This window comes from Allobosea sp. P1_B10 (genome assembly GCF_056406735.1).
The window spans coordinates 25966-44745 of the sequence record NZ_JBFTZP010000014.1 but is presented as its reverse complement, the minus strand read 5'-3'; the positions used below and the strand labels follow the sequence as shown (position 1 = coordinate 44745).

At 67.2% G+C, this 18780-nt stretch carries 22 protein-coding genes; 15 read left to right on the top strand and 7 right to left on the bottom strand.

Features of this window, described 5'->3' with window-relative positions:
* Position 1: 1 nt before the first annotated feature.
* Complete coding sequence (locus AC1D2L_RS21985; protein WP_476848031.1) at positions 2-715, bottom strand: ABC transporter ATP-binding protein; 714 nt, start codon at positions 713-715, stop codon at positions 2-4.
* 168 nt (positions 716-883) lie between these two features.
* On the opposite strand from AC1D2L_RS21985, the gene AC1D2L_RS21980 reads away from it, so the two are divergent.
* From AC1D2L_RS21980 to AC1D2L_RS21965, 4 genes are all read left to right on the top strand, one after another.
* Positions 884-1483 (top strand): arylesterase, encoded by a 600-nt coding sequence (locus AC1D2L_RS21980; protein ID WP_476848030.1) that lies wholly within the window; start codon positions 884-886, stop codon positions 1481-1483.
* A gap of 75 nt (positions 1484-1558) precedes the next feature.
* Complete coding sequence (locus AC1D2L_RS21975; protein WP_476848029.1) at positions 1559-2614, top strand: aldo/keto reductase; 1056 nt, start codon at positions 1559-1561, stop codon at positions 2612-2614.
* A gap of 163 nt (positions 2615-2777) precedes the next feature.
* A complete protein-coding gene (thpR, locus tag AC1D2L_RS21970) occupies positions 2778-3356 on the top strand; it encodes an RNA 2',3'-cyclic phosphodiesterase (RefSeq protein WP_476848028.1) in 579 nt (192 codons plus the stop codon).
* Entirely contained in the window at positions 3353-3649 is a 297-nt protein-coding gene (locus AC1D2L_RS21965) for a 4a-hydroxytetrahydrobiopterin dehydratase (protein WP_476848027.1), read from the top strand. The genes thpR and AC1D2L_RS21965 overlap by 4 nt, the downstream gene beginning before the upstream one ends.
* On the opposite strand, the gene AC1D2L_RS21960 is transcribed toward AC1D2L_RS21965, so the two are convergent.
* The 3 genes from AC1D2L_RS21960 to AC1D2L_RS21950 all read right to left on the bottom strand — a co-directional run bounded on the left by AC1D2L_RS21960 (position 3550) and on the right by AC1D2L_RS21950 (position 6275).
* Positions 3550-4860 carry a GNAT family N-acetyltransferase gene (locus tag AC1D2L_RS21960; RefSeq protein ID WP_476848026.1) on the bottom strand — a complete coding sequence of 437 codons (1311 nt, stop codon included), beginning with the start codon at positions 4858-4860 and terminating at the stop codon, positions 3550-3552. The genes AC1D2L_RS21965 and AC1D2L_RS21960 overlap by 100 nt on opposite strands.
* Complete coding sequence (locus AC1D2L_RS21955) at positions 4860-5510, bottom strand: DUF6875 domain-containing protein (protein ID WP_476848025.1); 651 nt, start codon at positions 5508-5510, stop codon at positions 4860-4862. The genes AC1D2L_RS21960 and AC1D2L_RS21955 overlap by 1 nt, the downstream gene beginning before the upstream one ends.
* Before the next feature lie 78 nt (positions 5511-5588).
* Positions 5589-6275, bottom strand: a complete 687-nt coding sequence (locus AC1D2L_RS21950) for an RluA family pseudouridine synthase (RefSeq protein WP_476848086.1) — start codon at positions 6273-6275, stop codon at positions 5589-5591.
* A 174-nt stretch (positions 6276-6449) separates the two neighbouring features.
* Here AC1D2L_RS21950 and ftsY point away from each other — a divergent pair, with 174 nt between their 5' ends.
* The 4 genes from ftsY (at position 6450) to AC1D2L_RS21930 (ending at position 9499) form a co-directional block, all read left to right on the top strand.
* Positions 6450-7646 (top strand): signal recognition particle-docking protein FtsY, encoded by a 1197-nt coding sequence (gene ftsY, locus AC1D2L_RS21945; protein WP_476848024.1) that lies wholly within the window; start codon positions 6450-6452, stop codon positions 7644-7646.
* A complete protein-coding gene (locus AC1D2L_RS21940; RefSeq protein WP_476848023.1) occupies positions 7643-8290 on the top strand; it encodes a septation protein A in 648 nt (215 codons plus the stop codon). The genes ftsY and AC1D2L_RS21940 overlap by 4 nt, the downstream gene beginning before the upstream one ends.
* Positions 8291-8360: 70 nt before the next feature.
* Positions 8361-8774: an MbcA/ParS/Xre antitoxin family protein gene (locus tag AC1D2L_RS21935; protein ID WP_476848022.1), complete on the top strand. Its 414-nt coding sequence runs from the start codon at positions 8361-8363 to the stop codon at positions 8772-8774.
* A complete protein-coding gene (locus AC1D2L_RS21930; protein ID WP_476848021.1) occupies positions 8771-9499 on the top strand; it encodes an RES family NAD+ phosphorylase in 729 nt (242 codons plus the stop codon). The genes AC1D2L_RS21935 and AC1D2L_RS21930 overlap by 4 nt, the downstream gene beginning before the upstream one ends.
* A 49-nt stretch (positions 9500-9548) precedes the next feature.
* Here the strand turns inward: AC1D2L_RS21930 and AC1D2L_RS21925 are convergent, their stop codons facing one another.
* Entirely contained in the window at positions 9549-10334 is a 786-nt protein-coding gene (locus AC1D2L_RS21925; protein ID WP_476848020.1) for an SDR family NAD(P)-dependent oxidoreductase, read from the bottom strand.
* A gap of 186 nt (positions 10335-10520) precedes the next feature.
* Here AC1D2L_RS21925 and AC1D2L_RS21920 point away from each other — a divergent pair, with 186 nt between their 5' ends.
* Entirely contained in the window at positions 10521-10895 is a 375-nt protein-coding gene (locus AC1D2L_RS21920; protein WP_476848019.1) for a YkvA family protein, read from the top strand.
* 93 nt (positions 10896-10988) lie between these two features.
* On the opposite strand, the gene AC1D2L_RS21915 is transcribed toward AC1D2L_RS21920, so the two are convergent.
* Positions 10989-11963, bottom strand: coding sequence for an NADPH:quinone oxidoreductase family protein (locus AC1D2L_RS21915; RefSeq protein ID WP_476848018.1), 975 nt, complete (start codon positions 11961-11963; stop codon positions 10989-10991).
* 425 nt (positions 11964-12388) lie between these two features.
* On the opposite strand from AC1D2L_RS21915, the gene AC1D2L_RS21910 reads away from it, so the two are divergent.
* From AC1D2L_RS21910 to AC1D2L_RS21900, 3 genes are all read left to right on the top strand, one after another.
* Positions 12389-12880, top strand: coding sequence for an invasion associated locus B family protein (locus tag AC1D2L_RS21910; protein WP_476848017.1), 492 nt, complete (start codon positions 12389-12391; stop codon positions 12878-12880).
* 135 nt (positions 12881-13015) lie between these two features.
* A complete protein-coding gene (rlmN, locus tag AC1D2L_RS21905; RefSeq protein ID WP_476848016.1) occupies positions 13016-14251 on the top strand; it encodes a dual-specificity RNA methyltransferase RlmN in 1236 nt (411 codons plus the stop codon).
* Between the two features lie 4 nt (positions 14252-14255).
* Positions 14256-14738, top strand: coding sequence for a hypothetical protein (locus AC1D2L_RS21900; protein WP_476848015.1), 483 nt, complete (start codon positions 14256-14258; stop codon positions 14736-14738).
* 17 nt (positions 14739-14755) lie between these two features.
* Here the strand turns inward: AC1D2L_RS21900 and ggt are convergent, their stop codons facing one another.
* Positions 14756-16513 (bottom strand): gamma-glutamyltransferase, encoded by a 1758-nt coding sequence (gene ggt / locus AC1D2L_RS21895; RefSeq protein WP_476848014.1) that lies wholly within the window; start codon positions 16511-16513, stop codon positions 14756-14758.
* Positions 16514-16676: 163 nt separating this feature from the next.
* On the opposite strand from ggt, the gene AC1D2L_RS21890 reads away from it, so the two are divergent.
* The 3 genes from AC1D2L_RS21890 (at position 16677) to AC1D2L_RS21880 (ending at position 18773) form a co-directional block, all read left to right on the top strand.
* The gene (locus AC1D2L_RS21890; RefSeq protein WP_476848013.1) at positions 16677-17285 is read left to right on the top strand and encodes a LemA family protein; all 609 of its coding nucleotides are present in this window, start codon (positions 16677-16679) and stop codon (positions 17283-17285) included.
* A 94-nt stretch (positions 17286-17379) separates the two neighbouring features.
* Positions 17380-18168, top strand: coding sequence for a TPM domain-containing protein (locus AC1D2L_RS21885; protein ID WP_476848085.1), 789 nt, complete (start codon positions 17380-17382; stop codon positions 18166-18168).
* On the top strand, positions 18168-18773 hold the full coding sequence (locus tag AC1D2L_RS21880; protein WP_476848012.1) for a TPM domain-containing protein: 606 nt from the start codon (positions 18168-18170) through the stop codon (positions 18771-18773). The genes AC1D2L_RS21885 and AC1D2L_RS21880 overlap by 1 nt, the downstream gene beginning before the upstream one ends.
* Positions 18774-18780: the final 7 nt, after the last annotated feature.

Genomic DNA, 18780 nt, shown 5'->3' with positions numbered 1-18780 from the left:
GTCAGGCTACCGCCAGATCGGCGTCGGCCTCGATGCGTCCGGCGCGCAGCCGCACGGTGCGGTCGCAGAGCGCGGCCAAGGCTAGGTCATGGGTCACCAGCACCAGGGTGGCGCCACGCTCGCGCCGCAGCGCAAAGATCAGGTCGACGATCGAGCGGCCCGTGCCCTCGTCGAGATTGCCGGTCGGCTCGTCGGCGACGAGGATCGCCGGATCGGGCGCGACCGCGCGCGCAATCGCGACGCGCTGCTGCTCGCCGCCCGAGAGCTGGGCGGGGTAATGGTCCATGCGGTCGCCTAGCCCGACATTGCGCAATTCCGCCTCGGCCCGGGCGAAGGCGTCGCTGGCGCCGGCCAGTTCGAGCGGCAGGGCGACGTTTTCGCGCGCCGTCATGGTCGGCACGAGATGGAAGGACTGGAAGACGATGCCGATGCGGCGCCCGCGAAACACGGCGAGCCCGTCCTCGTCGAGCGCACCGAGATCCTGACCCGCCACGCGCACGACGCCGGAGTCCGGGCGCTCCAGACCGGCCATCGTCATCAGCAGTGTCGACTTGCCGGAGCCCGAGGGACCGACCAGCCCGGTCGCCTCGCCTGAGGCCAGCGCCAAAGAAACGCCCTTGAGGATATGGACGCGAGCCGCCGCACGCCCCAGACTAAGCTGGACATCCTGCAATTCGATCGCAGGCCTTCCAGCCTCGGAACGCGCATCGCTCATCGCTCAATGATTCCTTCGCAATTCAAGATTGATCCCACTTGCATGCGATCGCGACCGCAGCGGGGCAGGCCGGATTCACGCCCCCTCCTGCGGCGATATGGGCGCTTGTCCGGGCTTCTCCAATCGCTCGCCGCGGTTTTTCTGTTCGCTCTCAGCCTGGTTTTCCCGATGACAAGCCTGTCCCAGGCCCAAAGCTCCGCCAAGCCGGTCAAGCTGGTGGCGCTCGGCGACTCGCTGTCGGCCGGCTACAACCTCCCGCAGAACGCGGCTTTTCCTGTCGTTCTGGAGCAAGCGCTGCGCCAGAAGGGGGTTGCTGTCGAGATCGTGAACGCCGGTGTGTCCGGCGACACCGCGCAAGGCGGGCTGGAGCGGCTCGACTGGTCGGTGCCCGACGGCACCGATGGCGTGATCCTGGAACTCGGCGCCAACGATTCCCTGCGCGGGCAGGATCCCGCCCTGACCGAGAAGACGCTCGACGCGATCATCACCCGGCTGAAGGCGCGCAACATCGCCGTCCTGCTGGCAGGGATGTATGCCCCGCGCAATCTCGGAGCCGACTATGTCGCCCGCTTCGACGGGCTGTTTCCCAGGCTTGCCGAAAAGCACGGGCTGGTGCTCTACCCCTTCTTCCTGGAGGGCATCGCGGGTGACCGCGCGCTGAACCAGCCCGATCTGCTTCATCCCACGGCCGAAGGCGTCCGCGTCATCGTCCGCAACATCCTGCCCACGGTCGAGCGCTTCCTCGCGACGCTGCCCGCCAGATCCTGAAACGGCCGTCCGGCCCGAAATCACCTCAAGCCATCTCGCGGCGTCCTCGCTCGTGCCTATCGGAGTTGCATCGTCATGGAATATCGTCGTCTCGGCCGCACCGATCTCAAGGTCTCGGCCATCTGCCTGGGCACCATGACCTGGGGCGAGCAGAACACCGAGGCCGAGGGCCACCAGCAGATGGACTATGCCCTCGACCAGGGCATCAACTTCTTCGACACCGCCGAGCTCTACTCGATCCCGCCCAGGCCGGAGACCCAGGGCTCGACCGAGAGCATCATTGGCAGCTGGTTCAAGGCGCACGGCAAGCGCGACAAGGTGATCCTCGCCTCGAAAGTCTGCGGGCGTGGCGGAAACACCTGGTTCCGCGACGACAAGAGCGAGACGCGGGTCACCCGCAAGCAGATCTTCGAGGCGGTCGACAAGAGCCTGGCGCGGCTGCAGACCGACTATATCGACCTCTACCAGCTGCATTTCCCCGAGCGCCCCATGCCTTGGGGCTCGAACCCGACCCGATTCAGCAAGGCGCTGCTGGAGCGCCCGGCCGACGAGACGCCGATTGCCGTGCAGCTCGACGCCTTCGGCGAACTTGTGAAGGCCGGCAAGATCCGCCATCTCGGCCTGTCCAACGAGAGCGCCTGGGGCACGATGCAGTTCCTGCGCGACGCCGAGCAGGGCGAGCGACCGCGCGTGCAGTCGATCCAGAACGCCTACAGCCTGCTGAACCGCACCTTCGAGACCGCGCTTGCCGAGGTCGCGTTGCGCGAGGATGTCGGCCTGCTCGCCTATTCGCCGCTGGCACAGGGCTTCCTCACCGGCAAATACCTCGACGGCGCACGGCCGGCGGGCACCCGCACGACCCTGTTCGATCGCGGCCAGCGCTACCAGACGGAGGGCGCCGAAGGAGCGATCAAGAGCTATATCGCGCTCGCCAGGGAGGCTGGCCTCGACCCCGCGCAGATGGCGCTCGCCTTCGTGACCTCGCGGCCCTTCGTGACCGCGAACATCATCGGCGCGACCTCCATGGCGCAGCTCAAGACCGATATCGCTTCGACGGAGGTCGCGATCTCGCCCGAGCTCGAAGCCAAGATCGACGCCGTGCATCAGCTCGTCGGCAATCCCTGCCCGTAAGGGTCGCCGCGCTGTCATTCCGGGCGCCCCGTTGGGGCGGGCCCCTTGCTCAGGCCGTCGGCCTGCCCCGGAACGACCGCGAGCCCTGCCTCCTGTGGACGAATATCGGCTAAGCAGTGCTATCGTCTCGCCAGGGTCACAAAAACTTGGCACTGATTCGCACATGCCGAGGCTGTTCACAGCTCTTGAGATTCCCGCCGACGTCGCTTCGGCGCTGACGCTGCATCGGGGCGGCCTGGTCGGTGCGCGCTGGATCGAGCCGGCGGACTTCCACATCACCCTGCGTTTTCTGGGCGATGTCGACCGGCGCACCGCCAATGAGGTCGACGCCTTCCTCGGTGACCTGCAGTCCTATCCCTTCGAGGTCACGCTCGATGCACTCGGCAGCTTTGGCGGCGACAAGCCGCGCGCTGTTTTCGCCCGCGTCCAGCCGAGCCCCAAGCTCATGGACCTGCAAGGCGACCTCGAGCGGATGATGCGGCGGCTCGGCCTGCCCCCGGAAGCGCGCAAGTTCGTACCACATGTCACGCTGGCGCGGCTGCGCGACACCAGCCCCGTCGATGTCGCACATTTTCTTTCGCTGCACCCGATCGTGCGGCCGATCAGCTTCACAGTGAGACGGTTGGCGCTGATGTCGTCGCGCGATTCGGTCGGCGGCGGGCCCTATGTGATGGAGGCGGCCTATCCGCTGGGGCCGTCCTACCCGAACCGCCTGCCGAGCCGTGCGGTGCAGCGGCGATGACGCGGCCCAAGCGTCTCAGTTCCGAAGCCCGCGACGAGGCGCTCGTGACGCTGAGCGGCTGGAAGCTGGTCGAGGGCCGCGAGGCGATCGCCAAACGCTTCACCTTCCGCGATTTCAGCGAGGCCTTTGGCTGGATGACACGGGTCGCGCTGCTGGCAGAGACCATGGACCATCACCCGGAATGGACCAATATCTACCGCACCGTCGAGGTCACGCTGGCGACGCATGATGCTGGTGGCCTGACCGAGCTCGACGTCCGTATGGCGCGCGCGATGGATGCGCTGATCGGCTGAGCGCTCAGCTTTTGCCCGGTCGCGACCAGGCTGCGAGGCGCTGCGTCACCGGGGCCGGCAGGTTTCGCAGCGTCGCGCGCAGCATCGGGCGCAGATGCGCGACCCATCCGGCAGACCAGCTGTCCGGCCAGCGACAGTGGCATCAGCCGGTCCTCGACCCCGGTTACTTCGTCGGAATGTTCGAGCTTGTAGGGATCGGCCGGCGCCAGCAGGTCGAAATGCGTGTTTCCGCGCGCCTTGGCGGCGTCGAAGCTGCGATGGATCAGGACACTGCCGACGCCGCCGCGCTCATGATCGGGATGCGTCGCGATGACGTGACCGAAGCTCGTCCGTTTGCAGTCGAACGCGATGTCGATGCCGATCGCGCTGCCATTGCAGGAGATCGCGGTCATGCGCAGCGGCGAGCCGCCCTGCGTATCGCCTGCGAGGTCGCGGAAGAAGGCGGCGAAGCGCGGGTCCGACACCGTCGGCGCCAGCACGCCGTGGCGCGTTAGCGCCGCCTGCTTCATGGCGATAGCCTCGCCGGCAAGGCGGGCCGCCTCGGGGCCGGGGCCGAGCGTGGCAAAGCCGATGCTGCCATGTTCTCCAAGCCGGCGCAGGCGGCGGCGATAGTTCGAGCGCTCGCGGGCTGGATAGATCGAGCTCGGTCCGTCGGGGCCGACTCGCAGGTCGAGGTCGACGCGAGGGGCCTCGCGCCGTTCCATCAGAACGCTGCCGGGGGGCTCGCTGGTGAAGTTGAGCGCGGCATCGCTGCGCACCCTGCGCAGTTCGAAGAGGTCGGCGCGCAGGGACCGCACCGCGCTCCAGCCGGCAGCCAGCAGGGTCGCCTCGTGACCGTCGCGCTCCACTAGGACATCGCCGAATTGCGCGACGGGGAGCCCCATGAAGCACAGCATCTGGAGCCCGAAGCGGCGCTGGCTCTGAAGCGGCCAGACCATGACGAGCCGCCCGTCGCGTCGCGCCGTGACGATGCTCAGCCGGGCGCCGGGCTCGCGGTAATGCGTGGCCCAATGGCGCAGGAAGACATGGCTCTGGAAGAGCTGGTGCGGCAGCGCGGAACGGGCGAACAGGGCATCCCAGTCCTCCCGCAGAGCGAGGAAGCCGGCGTCGTCGCGCACGATCTCGATCGCCAGCCCGCTTTGGCGCGTGAGCATGTCGGCTTGCGCAGTCGGGTCGAGGCAGGCCGTCCGCAGCGCGACCGAAGGCGTCATCAGGCGCCTGTCCGGGCGAGCGCAAACAGGCGCCTGGTCCCTGCCAGCGGGAAGCGCGCCAGATAGGGCAGCAGCAGCAAGGGGTGGCGCGCTGCGAATGGCGCGTCCTGCTCGACCATGTGGCGGATCGCCAGCACGGGCAGCGGCGCGCGCAATGGCCGGAAATCCGGGTTCCACAGGCCTGGCGCGTCAGAACCCGCATACATCAGGCCGATCATCCGGTTGCGGGCGAGCGAATAGAATTTGTGGCGCTTCTGCACCCGCTGCAGCATCGTAATGCCTTCGGGCGAAGCGCAGGCGGGGAAACCGACGATCACAGTGCGGAAATGCGCCATGCTCGGCTTGGCGGGGATGGCCTCCAGCGCACGAAAACTGCTGCGGATCAGCGCGAAGGCCAAGTCCTCGTCCTCGGGGCTGGCCTCGCAGATGCCGATGCGTGCGGTGTCCAGCCTGGCCGCCTGCCTTGTAAAGGGGCAGACCGCGCCGCTGCGCCCGAGCTCGGCATGGGCGCTCATCAGATAGCCCTCGACCCAGCCGAGCAGCGTCGAGAGCGGAGAGCCGGGTGCCCCGTCACTGGCAAGCCGCGCAGCCTCGAGCGTGTGCAGGGAGGGCGTCCCTTCCGCACTGGTCACGGTGGCTGTCTGGTGCATGGCCCCTGCCGTCGCTCGCGTGAGCCCAAGCCCATAGCGCGAAGACCTTAGGGAACGGTTGCACGGAGCCAGCGGGACTCAGGCGGGTGCGTTAGGATTCTGGAAAGGTTCGGACCAGCCGCAGGCCGTCAGCGCCGCCAGCAGATGGGCGGGCGGGGGCGCCTCGACCTGGACCGGGGCGCGCTTCTTGTAGAGCGGGATCGTAATGCTGCGTGCGTGGAGATGTAGTCCGGGCCCGCCTTCGCGCGGCGCCGAGCCATAGATCTCGTCTCCCAGCATCGGCCAGCCCATGGCGGCGCAATGCACGCGCAATTGATGCGTGCGGCCTGTCAGCGGTTCCAGCGCGAGCCAGGCGAGCGCCGTGCCGTCCATGCTCCCGCGCCCGAGCACACGAAATCGTGTCTGCGAGGGCAGGCCCTCGGGATCGACCTTCATCCACCAGCCCCGGTCGGGATCGCGTCGTGACAAGGCGAGGTCGATGAGCCCCTCGTCCTGCTCAGGGCTGCCCTCGACAACGGCCCAGTAGGTCTTGCCGATGCGGCCTTCGCGAAACATCTGGTTGAGATCGGCCATGGCGCGCGGATGCCGGCCGAGCACGAGGCAGCCGGAGGTGTCCTTGTCGAGACGGTGCGCGGCCTCTGGCTTGCGCGGCAGGCCGAAGCGCAGCGCGTCGAGATGGTCGGTGAGCACAGGGATGACCCGGCGCTTGGCTTGGGGGCCGCGGTGCGAAGGCAGGCCCGCTGGCTTGTCGATGACCAGCATCATGGCGTCGCGGTAGAGCAGCGGCACCGGCAGTGCCGTTTCGTCGCGGTCTTGCTCCTGCGAGGGCAGGGCTTGCGAAATTTCTGGTTGATCGGGCGCGGTCATGGCATTGCGCTAGCGAAGGCGGCCTTGCGACGCAACCTCGGGGAGCGTCGCGGCCGGACGACAGGACGGGTGATGAGCGAGACGCAACCGAAGAAACGCGGCTTCCTTTCGAGGCTTTTCGGACTTGAGGACGAGCAGGCGAAGCCGGACCAGTTGCCCGCGGCGCCGGCAACAGAAGCACCGCCGGAGCCCGAACCCGAGGCGTTGATCGCGCCCGACGTGCTGATGGGCGAGGCCTCACCGCTGCCGATCGACGTGCCCCTGCCTGTCGCGATGCCCGAACCTGCGCCTGTCCAGGCGGAGCCTGTGATGGAGCCGCCGGTCGTCGTGGCGCCCAAGCCCAAGCAGAGCTGGTGGAAGCGGCTGACGCAGGGGCTGTCGCGCACATCCTCGGCGCTGACCACGGGGATCAGCGAGCTCTTCACCAAGCGCAAGCTCGACGCCGGCACGCTCGAGGACCTTGAGGACATCCTGATCCAGGCGGATCTCGGCCTCGCCACCTCGGCCCGCATCGCCAAGGCGGTCGGCGAAGGCCGCTACGACAAGCAGATCGACCCAGCCGAGGTGAAGGCGATCCTGGCGCGCGAGGTCGAGGCGATCCTGACGCCGGTTGCGCTGCCACTGGCGATCGACGCCACGAAAAAGCCCTTCGTGATCCTGATGGTCGGGGTCAACGGCTCCGGCAAGACCACGACCATAGGCAAGCTCGCGGCAAAGTTCCGGGCGGAGGGCAAGACCGTGATGCTCGCCGCCGGCGACACCTTTCGCGCCGCTGCGATCGAGCAACTCAAGGTCTGGGGCGAGCGCACCGGCTGCGAGGTCGTCTCGGGCCAGCAGGGCGCCGATGCCTCGGGTCTCGCATTCGAGGCGCTGCAGAAGGCCAGGGCCGCCGGCACGGATGTGCTGCTCGTGGACACGGCCGGGCGCCTGCAGAACAAGACAGGTCTGATGGACGAACTCGCCAAGGTCGTCCGGGTGATCCGCAAGCTTGAGCCCGAGGCGCCGCATGCGGCACTTCTGGTTCTGGACGCGACCGTCGGCCAGAATGCGATCAGCCAAGTCGAGGCGTTCCAGGACACTGCGGGCATAACCGGACTCGTCATGACGAAGCTCGACGGCACCGCACGCGGCGGCATTCTGGTGGCGCTGGCGGCGCGATTTGGCTTGCCGGTGCATTTCATCGGCGTCGGCGAGAGCGTCGAGGATCTGGAGCCGTTCTCGGCCGAGGAATTTGCCCGTGCGGTCGCAGGGCTGGGAGAAGCGGCGTGAGCGAGAGTGGCCTTGATCAAGACAAGCGGGCAAGCGGGGCGGCGGCCAAGCCAGCCGTCAATCCGCTTCTGAAGCTCGCGCTCGAATTCGGCCCGCTGGCGATATTCTTCTTCGCAAATGCCTATGGCGACCGGTTCTTCGGCGTCACGGCCGACCGGCGGATCTTCGTCGCCACGGGCGTCTTCATGGTGGCGTCGCTGGTGGCGCTGGCGCTGTCGCGCATTCTGATGGGCTACCTGCCGCGCATGGCGATCGTCAACGCGATCGTGGTCAGCGTCTTCGGCGGCCTGACCATCCTTCTCGACGATGCCTTCTTCATCAAGGTCAAGCCGACCATCGTGAACGCGCTGTTCGGTTGCGTGCTGCTCGGGGGCCTGTTCTTCGGGCGCTCGCTGCTGGCACTTGTGCTGGAGACCGTGCTCCAACTCGACGAGGAGGGCTGGCGCAAGCTGACCCTGCGCTGGGGCCTGTTCTTCTTCGTGCTGGCGGCGCTGAACGAGGTCGTCTGGCGCACGCAGACGCAGGATTTCTGGGTCGCATTCAAGGTCTGGGGGGTTATGCCACTGACCATGATCTTCGCGCTGGCCCAGACCCCTCTGATCCTGAAGCACGAGATCAAGGCGAAGCCGACGGCTGCCGAATAGGCTGCCTCAATCGAACAGCCTTGCCATTTGGCATCTTTGATACCAATTTATGCCAAATGGAGATCGCGCCATGACGGCTCTGCTGCGCATCGAGACGGCCCCGCCCGACTTCGTCCCGGATCCGATCTCCGACGACGAAGCGGCGGCGATGTTCCGCGCCGTCGTCAACCTGTTCAGGCTCTGGCGCGTGACCGACGATCAGGCGGCAACGCTGCTCGATCTGCCGCTGCGCAGTTTCCGGCGCTGGAAGGCCGGTGAGATCGGCCGCTGTTCGCGCGACGGCAAGGCGCGCCTGTCGAACCTGATGGGAATCCACAAGGCGCTGCGGCTGATCTTCCGCGAGCCGCAGCGCGGTTATGACTGGGTCAAGGCGCCCAACGCGGCCTTTGCCGGCCGCAGCGCGCTCGAGATCATGCTCGGCGGCGAACTGACCGACCTGATGCGGGTGCGGCGCTATCTCGACCATGAGCGGGGTGGCTGGTGAACGATGCCGCGGCGCCGGCGCCTGCGGATATTCCGCTGGCGCAGATCGAGTGGCTCGGCGGCGTGCGGATCATCCGCAGCCTGTTCCCGCCGATCGACCTGTTCGAGGACATTGCCGACCCCGCCGACTGGCCTCTGATCCTCTCGGCCGAGCAGAAGACCAATCCGCGCGTCATGGAGAGTGTCGGTAACCTTGCGCTGGTGCCGGTGGAACGGCGCGTCTCGGGCCCGGGCTCAACCTGGCTGATGGCGCCCTTCACCCATGCCAGCCCCGACCGTCCGAGCCGCTTCAGCGATGGCCGCTTCGGCGTCCTCTATGCCGGCGACAGCTTTGAGGTCGCGCTGTTCGAGACGATCCACCACCATGCCCGCTTCATGGCCGCCACCGCCGAGAAGCCGGGCTGGACGTCGCAGTTCCGCGAAATTCAGCTCGATGTTAGCGCACGCCTGCATGATCTCTGCGGGCTCGACCCGGCGGATGGCGGCGTGCTGGCGCGGGACGACTATGCCGAGAGCCAGGCGCTCGGTGCCACGCTTAGGGCCGGGGGGGCGGAGGGTGTCGTCTATCCAAGCCTGCGCAGGCTCGGGGGCCGCTGCGTTGGACTGTTCTATCCAGACGGCGCCGCAAACCCTGTGCAGGGCCGCCATCTCGACTATCACTGGAACGGGGAGCGCGTGGATCTCTACCGCGACCTTACGCGCGGCGAGGTTTTTCGGATCCTGTGAGCCTCTCCGCAGCCCTCGGGATGAGGGCTCAGGCGGGAGAGGGTGAGCCTCAGCGCGGCGCTAGACGGATTGCGCCGTCGAGCCGGATCGCGCTGCCGTTCAGCATGTCGTTCTCGATGATGCTGCGAACCAGGCTTGCGTATTCCGTCGCCTTGCCAAGCCGCGAGGGGTGCGGGATCGAGGCGGCTAGCGAGGCTTTTGCATCCTCCGGCAGCCCTGCGAACATCGGTGTCTCGAACAGGCCGGGCATGATCGTCATGACACGGATGCCGATCTGGGCGAGGTCGCGTGCAATCGGCAGCGTCATGCCCACGATGCCGGCCTTGGAGGCGGCATAGGCGGCCTGGCCGATCTGGCCGTCCTCGGCCGCGACCGACGCCGTGCAGACGAAGACGCCGCGCCCGCCATCGGGCGTGATCGGATCAAGCGCCGCCAGCGCCACTGCCGATTTCGCGATCATGCGGAATGTGCCGGTCAGGTTGATCGCCAGCGCCTTTTCGAACAGGGCGGTGTCATGGGCGATCAGTTCGCCGGTCTCGCGCTTCTTGGAGACGATGCGGCGTCCCGGCGCGATGCCGGCGCAGTTGACCAGGATGCGCTCGACCCCTTGCGCGATGCGCGCCGTGGCGAAGGCTGCGTCCACAGAGGCCTCGCTGGTAACGTCGCAGGAGACGAAAGTGCCACCGATCTCGTTTGCCACCGCCTGTCCACGCTCGGCGTTCAGGTCGAACAGCGCGACCTTCACGCCTTGTCCCGCCAGCATGCGGGCGGTGGCCTCGCCGAGGCCGGAGGCGCCGCCGGTGACGATGGCGGAGAGCGACGAATCGAGTTTCATGGCCATTTCCTCATCTTATTCGAGCGTTCCCCCGGGTTTAGAGGGGCTTGGGAGGCGGGCCAAGAGCGACTTTCGGGCTCCCCTCTTGTGCAGGGTTTCGGGCATGGCCATTTTTCAGCCGTCCTGATCGCACAGGTTTTCCGCATCATGCGGGGCCAGCACCGCGACGGGCGAGGAGATGCAGGGATGAGCGAAGGTTTCACGTCGCGTTTCAGTGCCGATGAGATGGCCGAGATCCGGCGCAGCCTGCGTGACGAGGCGCGGTTCGGCTCGGAATTCCTCGGCCGGCTGAAGCGTGTGGCGAAGAAGATCCCGTTCGCGGAGGATCTGCTCGCGGCCTGGATCTGCGCGCGCGATCCCGCGACGCCGCGACGCGTGCGGCTGACGCTGCTGGCGGCGCTCGGCTATTTCGTGCTGCCGATCGATGCCATCCCGGACATCATGCCGTTCCTGGGCTTCACAGATGATGCCGCTGTCATCGCAGCTGCCATCGCGGCCGTGGCGGGTTCGATCACGCCCGCCCATCGCGAGCAGGCCAGGCAGTCGATGACGGACCTCTGAGCGGCCTTTCGTCGCTCCTGGCCTTATCGTTGGAGGCGCAGCCGCGCGACGCCTCCTCATGAAGCTGCGGCCGGACCCGTTCCGGCCGCCGTCTCACAGGGTCAGCACGATCTTGCCCTTGGCCTTGCGGTCGCCGATCAGCGCAAAGGCTTCCGTCCAGCGCTCGAGCGGGATTTCCGCATGTACATGGGCGCGGATATGCCCCTTTGCGGCCCAGGCGAGCAGGCGTTCCATGTTGCGGCGATGGGCTGCCGGGTCGCGGGTCACGAAGTCGCCCCAATGCACGCCGCGCAGGTCGCACCCCTTCAGCAGCAGCAGGTTGAGCGGGATCCTCGGGATGACGCCGCCGGCGAAGCCGATGACGAGATAGCGCCCCTCCCAGGCCATCGAGCGGACGGCCGGCTCGGCGAGATCGCCGCCGACGGTGTCGTAGAGCACATCGATGCCCCGGCCTTCGCTGAGCCGGCGGAGTTCCGCGCGCAAATCCTCCTGGCTGTAGTCGATCTCCTCCTGCGCGCCATGTTCGCGGGCGAGCGCAAGCTTGTCGGGGGAGGAGGCGCAGGCGATGACATGGGCGCCGAGCAGGGCGCCGATCTCGACGGCGGCAAGCCCCGCCCCGCCGGCGGCACCGAGTACGGCGAGCGTCTCGCCGCCCTTCAGTCGGGCGCGCTGGATCAGCCCGTGCATGGCGGTGCCATAGGTCACGAACAGGCCGGCCGCGCGGGCATCGTCGAGCGAATCGGGCAGGCTGATCAATGCGTCCTCGGACACGACGACCTTGTCGCGGGCCGCCCCGACACCGAGCCACGCTGCGACACGTTCGCCGACGCGCCAGCCCGTGACGCCGGGGCCCAGCGCAGAGATCGTGCCGGCGCATTCGGCGCAGGGCGAGAACGGCAGCGCGGGCTTCGCCTGGTATCGGTTCTGGATGACCAGCGTGTCGAAGAAGTTGAGCGCCGCAGCCTTGACGTCGACGACGACCTCGCCGGGGCCGGGAACAGGGTCGGGCAGTTCGCGGACGACCAGCGTCTCGGCCGGTCCATGGCTTTCGCAGAGCAGCGCCCTCATGGCCTGGTCCGTCCGGTTCGCTGCGTCTGATGCTGCATGGCTGCCGCGGTTCCCTTGCCTTGCCGACTATAAGGCATAGGATCGCGATCGAGATAGTCGCTGCTGGCGCCGTTAAGGCTCAGGATACGCCGAGACGGCGCTGGCCCGGTCGCGGAGGTCATGACAAGCCGGCATGGCAAGCTGGTGCTGCCGCAACCAACGAAATGCCATGATGCTCGCATTTTCGCCAGGATCATGGGACCTTAGTCCAGGCCTCCCGAGTGTCGCGCGAACTTTTCCGGTCAACCGGAGGTAAACGCGGTGTTAAGACTTTTACTGACTGATGGCGGTCCATGATTCCAGACACGCTCCATAACCGATCGTTCGCATCCCGTTTCCTGGCTCTCTCCGGCGTGATTGCCGGAGTTTTTGTCGTCAGCCTCGGCTTGTCGACCGCGTCACACGCGCAGCGCGCCGCGGCTGCAGCCTCCGGGCAGGCCCAGGCGCTCTTGCTTGAGACCGCCGGCAAGTGGCAGGCTTTCTCGTCCCAGCAGGGCCGCAGCAAGGTCTGCTACGCCCTGTCGAAGGCCGAGGTCCGGGTGCCCGCCAATCTCAAGGAGGTCGAGGGCCTGCTCTTCGTCTCCAGCCGCCCGGCCGAGGGCGTGCGCAACGAGATCAGCTTCGTGATGAACTTCGACCTCAAGGAAGGCGTCGAGCATCAGGCGATCATCGACAAGGATCGTTTTGCTCTTGTCGCCAAGGGCCAGAACATGTGGCTCAAGAACCCGGCCGAGGAGCCCCGCATGCTGGATGCGCTGCGCAAGGGTTCGGGCCTCGAAATCAAGGGCACGTCCAAGCGCGGCAATCCCACCAGCGACAAATACTCGCTGGCCGGCCTGACGCAGACGGTGAAGCGCGCCGAAGACGCCTGCAAATAGCGCACATGCCCTCGCGGGGCTGCCGATCCGGCGCCCTGCGGGCGGACTCTCAGCGCAGCGATTTCGCAGCGCGCCAATCTTGTGCTATGAGCCCGTCATCCGGGCCCGAACGCGCTCCGATCGAACAGAGTTCCGATGACCCTTGCTGTCCTAGAATCCGCCGCGCCTGCGGCCGAAGTCGTTTTGCAGCGCCGCTCGCTTGCCGGGCGCACGCGTGCAGGCCTTGCCGAGGCACTGGCCGAGATCGGCGTTCCCGAGAAGGAGCGGCGCATGCGCGTCGGCCAGCTCTGGAACTGGATCTACCATTATGGCGTGCGCGATTTCGCCGAGATGTCGACGATCGGCAAGGGCTTGCGCGGGCAGCTCGCCGAGCGCTTCACGCTTGATCTACCCGAGGTCACGGCCGAGCAGATCTCGACCGATGGCACCCGCAAATGGCTGATCAGGATGCCATCGACCGGCCCGCGCGACCGCGGCGCCGAGATCGAATGCGTCTACATTCCCGAGGTCGACCGCGGCACGCTGTGCGTCTCAAGCCAGGTCGGCTGCACGCTGACCTGCACCTTCTGCCACACCGGCACGCAGCGCCTGGTGCGCAACCTCACCTGCGAGGAGATCGTCGCGCAGCTGATGGTGGCGCGCGAACGGCTCGGCGATTTCCCGGGCCGGGCTGCACCAGGGGGCGCGTTCGTTCCCAGGGATGGCGGACGCTTCGTCTCCAACATCGTCTTCATGGGCATGGGCGAGCCGCTCTATAATTTCGACGGCGTGCGCGATGCCATCGACGTGATTTCCGACAATGAGGGGCTCTCGCTCGGCCGCCGCCGCATCACCGTCTCGACCTCGGGCGTGGTGCCGCAGATCGGACCGCTGGGAGACCAGATGGGCACGATGCTGGCGATCTCGCTGCATGCCGTGCGCGACGAACTGCGCGACACGCTGGTGCCGCTGAACAAGAAATACCCGATCGCCGAATTGCTCGAAGCCTGCCGGACCTATCCCGGCGTCTCGAACGCCCGGCGCATCACTTTCGAATACGTCATGCTCAAGGGCGTCAACGACAGCGATGCCGATGCACGCGAGCTGGTTCGGCTGCTCAAGGGCATTCCGGCCAAGATCAACCTGATTCCGTTCAACCCATGGCCCGGCACGGTGTATGAATGTTCGGATTGGGATCGGATCGAGCGGTTTTCCGAGATCGTGTTCCGGGCTGGCTATGCCTCGCCGGTGCGCACGCCGCGCGGCCGCGACATCCTCGCCGCCTGCGGCCAGCTCAAGAGCGAGACCGAGAAACTCTCGGCGCGCGCCCGGCTGATGCTGGACGCGGAAGACGAAGCCACTGCCGCTGCCGCCGCTGTAGCTGCGGAATAAGACGGTGTTGCGCTGGCTGCTGCTGATCCCCTTCGCTTTGCTCGTCGCCATGGGCGCGGGGACGGTCGCGCTGATGATCGTCAGCGTGTCCTCTCCCGAGATGGCGATGCTGCTCGGCGGTGGCTTCGGGCAACTGGTCGATGCCCTGTTCGGCATGGCCGATGAGGGGCTCGACATCGAGCCGACGGCGCTGGCGGCGGTGTCACTGCTCAGCCGCCTGGGTCTGGCGATCATCGTGATTCCGGTCGCGGCGGTCGCGATCGGCTCTGAGCTCTTCCGGATGCGCAGCGGCTTGATCCAGAGCGGGCTCACGGGCCTGCTGGCGGCGGTGCTGCCTTTGGCGCTGCTTGGTCTGACGCGGACGCCCAGCGGCGCCGAAGTGCGGGTCATCGGCGCGCTCTATCTCGTCGGCGCGGCCAGCGGCTTCGTCTACTGGCTGATCGCCGGCCGCGATGCCGGCGGCGAGCGGCGCGCCGAGGAAGAGTAGGCGCGCTCTGCCGCGGCTCAATCCCCGATCGCGACGCCTTCACGGCGGCCGTCGGCGCCGCCGACAAACCCTTCCGGCGTCTTGACGATCGCCTGGATTCCCGAATTCATCTCCAGCACGCGGACCTCGTGGCCCTTGGCTTCGAGCGCGGCCTTCCAGGGATCGGCCTCTGTACCGGCCTCGAGTTCGGTCGGGCCGTTGCGGCTGCCGAAATTCGCGAGGTCGACGGCCGCCTGCGGATCCATTTTCCAGTCGAGCAATGCGACCAGCGTCTTGGCGACATAGCCGATGATCTGGCTGCCGCCGGGCGAGCCGACCACGGCATAGAGCCGCCCGAACGCGTCGAAGACGAGCGTCGGCGCCATCGACGAGCGCGGCCGCTTTCCGCCCTCGACACGGTTGGCGACGGGTTTTCCGTCCTCCTCGGGCAGGAAGGAGAAGTCGGTCAGCTCGTTGTTGAGCAGGAAGCCGCCCTTGGTCATCAGCCGCGAGCCGAAACCGTCCTCGATCGTGGTGGTCATCGAGACGGCATTGCCGGCGGCGTCGATGACAGAGATGTGGCTGGTGCCGTTCTCGATGCCCTCCGAGGGGCTCAGTAACTGTGCGCGCTTGTGCGGGGGGTCGCCGGGCTTGGCGCGGCCCATCGATTTGTCGGGGCTGACCAGGCCGGCGCGCGAACGGACATAGTCGCGGTCGATCAATCCGGTCACGGGGACGCTGAGGAAACCGGGGTCGGCGACGTAGAGCGCGCGATCGGCAAAGGCGAGGCGCCCGGCCTCGCTGAACCAGTGAACCGCTTCGGGGCCGGCCTTCATCCTCGCGAGATCCCGGGTTTCCAGGATGCCGAGCATCTGCTGGATCGCGATGGCGCCGGAGCTCGGGGGGCCCATGCCGCAGATGCGCCAGACGCGATACGCCCCGCAGACCGGTTCGCGCTCGACGACGCCATAGCCGGCCAGGTCGGCCAGCGTGATGTCGCCGGGATTGGTCGGGTGACCCGTCACCGTCGCCACAATGTCCTCGGCGACTGCGCCGGAATAAAAGGCGTCGGTGCCACGCTCGGCGACCGCCTTGAGGGTCGCGGCGAAAGCGGGGTTGCGCAGCACGGTCCCGACAGCCTTGGCCTTGCCGTCGGGCTCGTAGAAATAGGCGGCCGCGAGCGCGTTCTTCGCCAGCGATGTTTCACGTGAAAGCAGGCCGTTGAGGCGCGGCGAAATCGCGAAGCCATTCTCGGCCAGCTTGATCGCGGGCGCGAGCACCTCTGCCCAGGGCAGCTTGCCCCAACGCCGATGGGCGGCCTCGAGCAGCTTGAAGGTTCCCGGCACTCCGACAGAGCGGCCGCCGACGACCGCCTCCTGGAACTTCATCGGCTTGCCATCCTGCCCGATGAAGCGGTTTGGCCGGGCTGCGGCCGGGGCGGTTTCGCGTCCATCCATGGTGGCGACGCTCCTGCCGGCCTCGTCCCAATGCACCAAAAAGGCGCCGCCGCCGATTCCCGAACTCTGCGGCTCGACCAGGTTCAGCACGAGTTGGACCGCGATCGCGGCATCGACCGCACTGCCTCCACGACGCAGAATCTCGCGACCGGCGTCGGCGGCGAGCGGATTGGCGGCGGCCACCATAAAGCGCTGCGCGCTGCCGAAGGTCTTGGCGATACGCCCGGTCGATGCTTCCGGAGCAGGCGCGAGTGTCTGTGCGCTGGCCGGAGCGGTGCTGAGCGCCGCCAACAGGGCCGTTGCGAAGAGCAGTTGAGGTTTTTGCGACAGCATTGGCATCGGACTCGTCCTCAATGGCTTATGCGCGGCACAGTAACGCCGAAATCGATGGCGTCACCATGGCCTCGCGCAAATAGGCCACACGCCGCCTTGGACTGGCGGTTGAGGCGGACTAAGGTCGCGCTTCGTGAGTTTCGAGACGCCGTCAGAAGGGGCCCCCGGCATGTCGCTTTCCATTTCTATCGCTTTTCGCCGGAGTCTGACGGTTGCGGCTGTCGCCCTCATGGGCCTGGCGCTCGCCGGCTGCGGCTACAACAACGTCCCAACCCTTGAGGAGAAGGCCAAGGCCGCCTGGTCGGAAGTCCAGAACCAGTACCAGCGCCGCGCCGACCTGATCCCGAACCTCGTCGAGACCGTGAAGGGCTATGCGACACAGGAGCGCGAGGTGCTGACGCAGGTCATTGAGGCCCGCGCCAAGGCGAGCCAGGTGAAGGTCGACGCCTCGACCATCACCGACCCCGCAAAGTTCAAGGAATTCCAGGACGCGCAGAACCAACTCAGCGGCGCGCTGGGCCGGCTTATGGTGACGGTCGAGCGCTATCCCGAGCTGAAGTCGAACCAGAACTTCCTGGCGCTGCAGTCGCAGCTCGAGGGCACGGAGAACCGCGTCACCGTGGCGCGGCGCGACTACATCCAGACGGTGCAGGCCTTCAACACCGAGATCCGTACCTTTCCGGGCGTGATCTGGGCAAAGCTGTTCTGGGGGTCCAAGCCGATGGAGACCTTTGCCGCGACATCGGGTGCGGAACGCCCGCCGGCGGTGAAGTTCTGAGCGTAACCGGCAGGGTTTTCGCGTGAATCCGGGAATCCGGCGCAGCGACGTACGGAGAACCTCTCTCCCAGTTGGGAGGGGGGGTCTGGTGCGCGTGCCCGCACTCTTGCTTCTGCTCCTCTGGACCGGCTTGGCTCTTGCCGCCGAGCCGTCCTACCCCGCACTCACCGGGCGCATCGTCGATGGCGCGAGCCTGATCGGCACCGAGGCGCGCGGGCGCATCGAGACCAAGATCAAGGCGCATGAGGACAAGACCGGCGACCAGCTCGTGGTCGCTACGGTGCCCTCCCTGCAGGGGATCGGCATCGAGGACTTCGCCAACGGGCTCTTCCGGTTCTGGAAGCTGGGCGTGGCCAAGACCAATAATGGCGTCCTTCTGCTCGTGGCGCCCAATGAGCGCAAGGTGCGCATCGAGGTCGGCTATGGCCTCGAGGGCGCGCTGACCGATGCGCTGTCGAAGGTGATCATCACCACGGCGGTGACACCCAAATTCAAAACCGGCGATTTTGCCGGGGGGATCGAGGGCGGCGTCGATGCGATCCTCGAGATCCTCAGCGGCGATGCCGAGCAGTGGCAGCGCCGCGCAGTGGTGCGCGACGACGAAAGTTCGTTTGCCGAGGACATTGCGGTCGTCGTCGCGATGCTCTTCATCTTCCTGTTTATCGTCGCCTTCATCCGCGGCGTCAGCCAGAAGAGCGGTCCGCGCCGCCACCGGATGCGCAACGGCCAGTGGGTGACGCTGCMGCAGAGCACCGGTTGGAGCACAGGCTCCGGTTCGGGCTGGGGCGGCGGTGGCGGTGGCTGGAGCTCGGGTGGCTCGGGCGGCGGGTTTTCAGGTGGCGGGGGTTCGTCGGGCGGCGGCGGCGCCTCGGGAGACTGGTGATGGATTCAACCGATAGGGACGCGATCGCGGACGCTGTGCGACAGGCAGAGATGTTGACGTCCGGCGAGATCGTCGTGGTGATCGATCGCGCGGCCTCGAGTTATCGCACCGTGCCCGTGGTGATGGCGCTGGGGCTCGCGCTGTTCGTGCCGTGGCCCCTGCTGGCACTGACCATGACGAGCGCGCCCCGGATCTTCCTGATCCAGCTGATCTGCGCGGCCGTGCTGCTGGGCGCCCTGCTCTGGTATGGTCGGGGCGGTCGTTTCGTGCCCGGCTTCGTCAAGCGCCGGCGCGGGCATGACGTCGCCCTGCGCGAGTTCGCGGCGCGCGGCCTGACCCGGACGAAGGACCGGACCGGGGTCCTGCTCTACGTCGCCTTGCAGGAGCGCTATGCCGAGATCGTCGCGGATACGGGCATTGACGGTAAGGTCGACGACGCGACCTGGCGCGGGATCATCGAACCCCTGCTGGCGGCGGCCCGCGACGACAACCTGCGCGAGGGCCTGATCGACGCGGTGGGCGCTGTCGGTCGCGTGCTCGCGAGCCATGCGCCGCGTGCCGGCGACGATGTCGACGAACTCCCCAACAAGGTGGTGATCCTGTAGCCGTGCC

Excerpts from the sequence above, each read along its gene's own strand:
- AC1D2L_RS21985 (WP_476848031.1), bottom strand. The coding sequence starts at position 715 with ATGAGCGATGCGCGTTCCGAGGCTGGAAGGCCTGCGATCGAATTGCAG.
- AC1D2L_RS21980 (WP_476848030.1), top strand. The coding sequence starts at position 884 with ATGACAAGCCTGTCCCAGGCCCAAAGCTCCGCCAAGCCGGTCAAGCTG.
- AC1D2L_RS21975 (WP_476848029.1), top strand. The coding sequence starts at position 1,559 with ATGGAATATCGTCGTCTCGGCCGCACCGATCTCAAGGTCTCGGCCATC.
- thpR (WP_476848028.1), top strand. The coding sequence starts at position 2,778 with ATGCCGAGGCTGTTCACAGCTCTTGAGATTCCCGCCGACGTCGCTTCG.
- AC1D2L_RS21965 (WP_476848027.1), top strand. The coding sequence starts at position 3,353 with ATGACGCGGCCCAAGCGTCTCAGTTCCGAAGCCCGCGACGAGGCGCTC.
- AC1D2L_RS21960 (WP_476848026.1), bottom strand. The coding sequence starts at position 4,860 with ATGACGCCTTCGGTCGCGCTGCGGACGGCCTGCCTCGACCCGACTGCG.
- AC1D2L_RS21955 (WP_476848025.1), bottom strand. The coding sequence starts at position 5,510 with ATGCACCAGACAGCCACCGTGACCAGTGCGGAAGGGACGCCCTCCCTG.
- AC1D2L_RS21950 (WP_476848086.1), bottom strand. The coding sequence starts at position 6,275 with ATGATGCTGGTCATCGACAAGCCAGCGGGCCTGCCTTCGCACCGCGGC.
- ftsY (WP_476848024.1), top strand. The coding sequence starts at position 6,450 with ATGAGCGAGACGCAACCGAAGAAACGCGGCTTCCTTTCGAGGCTTTTC.
- AC1D2L_RS21935 (WP_476848022.1), top strand. The coding sequence starts at position 8,361 with ATGACGGCTCTGCTGCGCATCGAGACGGCCCCGCCCGACTTCGTCCCG.
- AC1D2L_RS21925 (WP_476848020.1), bottom strand. The coding sequence starts at position 10,334 with ATGAAACTCGATTCGTCGCTCTCCGCCATCGTCACCGGCGGCGCCTCC.
- AC1D2L_RS21920 (WP_476848019.1), top strand. The coding sequence starts at position 10,521 with ATGAGCGAAGGTTTCACGTCGCGTTTCAGTGCCGATGAGATGGCCGAG.
- AC1D2L_RS21915 (WP_476848018.1), bottom strand. The coding sequence starts at position 11,963 with ATGAGGGCGCTGCTCTGCGAAAGCCATGGACCGGCCGAGACGCTGGTC.
- rlmN (WP_476848016.1), top strand. The coding sequence starts at position 13,016 with ATGACCCTTGCTGTCCTAGAATCCGCCGCGCCTGCGGCCGAAGTCGTT.
- ggt (WP_476848014.1), bottom strand. The coding sequence starts at position 16,513 with ATGCCAATGCTGTCGCAAAAACCTCAACTGCTCTTCGCAACGGCCCTG.
- AC1D2L_RS21890 (WP_476848013.1), top strand. The coding sequence starts at position 16,677 with ATGTCGCTTTCCATTTCTATCGCTTTTCGCCGGAGTCTGACGGTTGCG.
- AC1D2L_RS21880 (WP_476848012.1), top strand. The coding sequence starts at position 18,168 with ATGGATTCAACCGATAGGGACGCGATCGCGGACGCTGTGCGACAGGCA.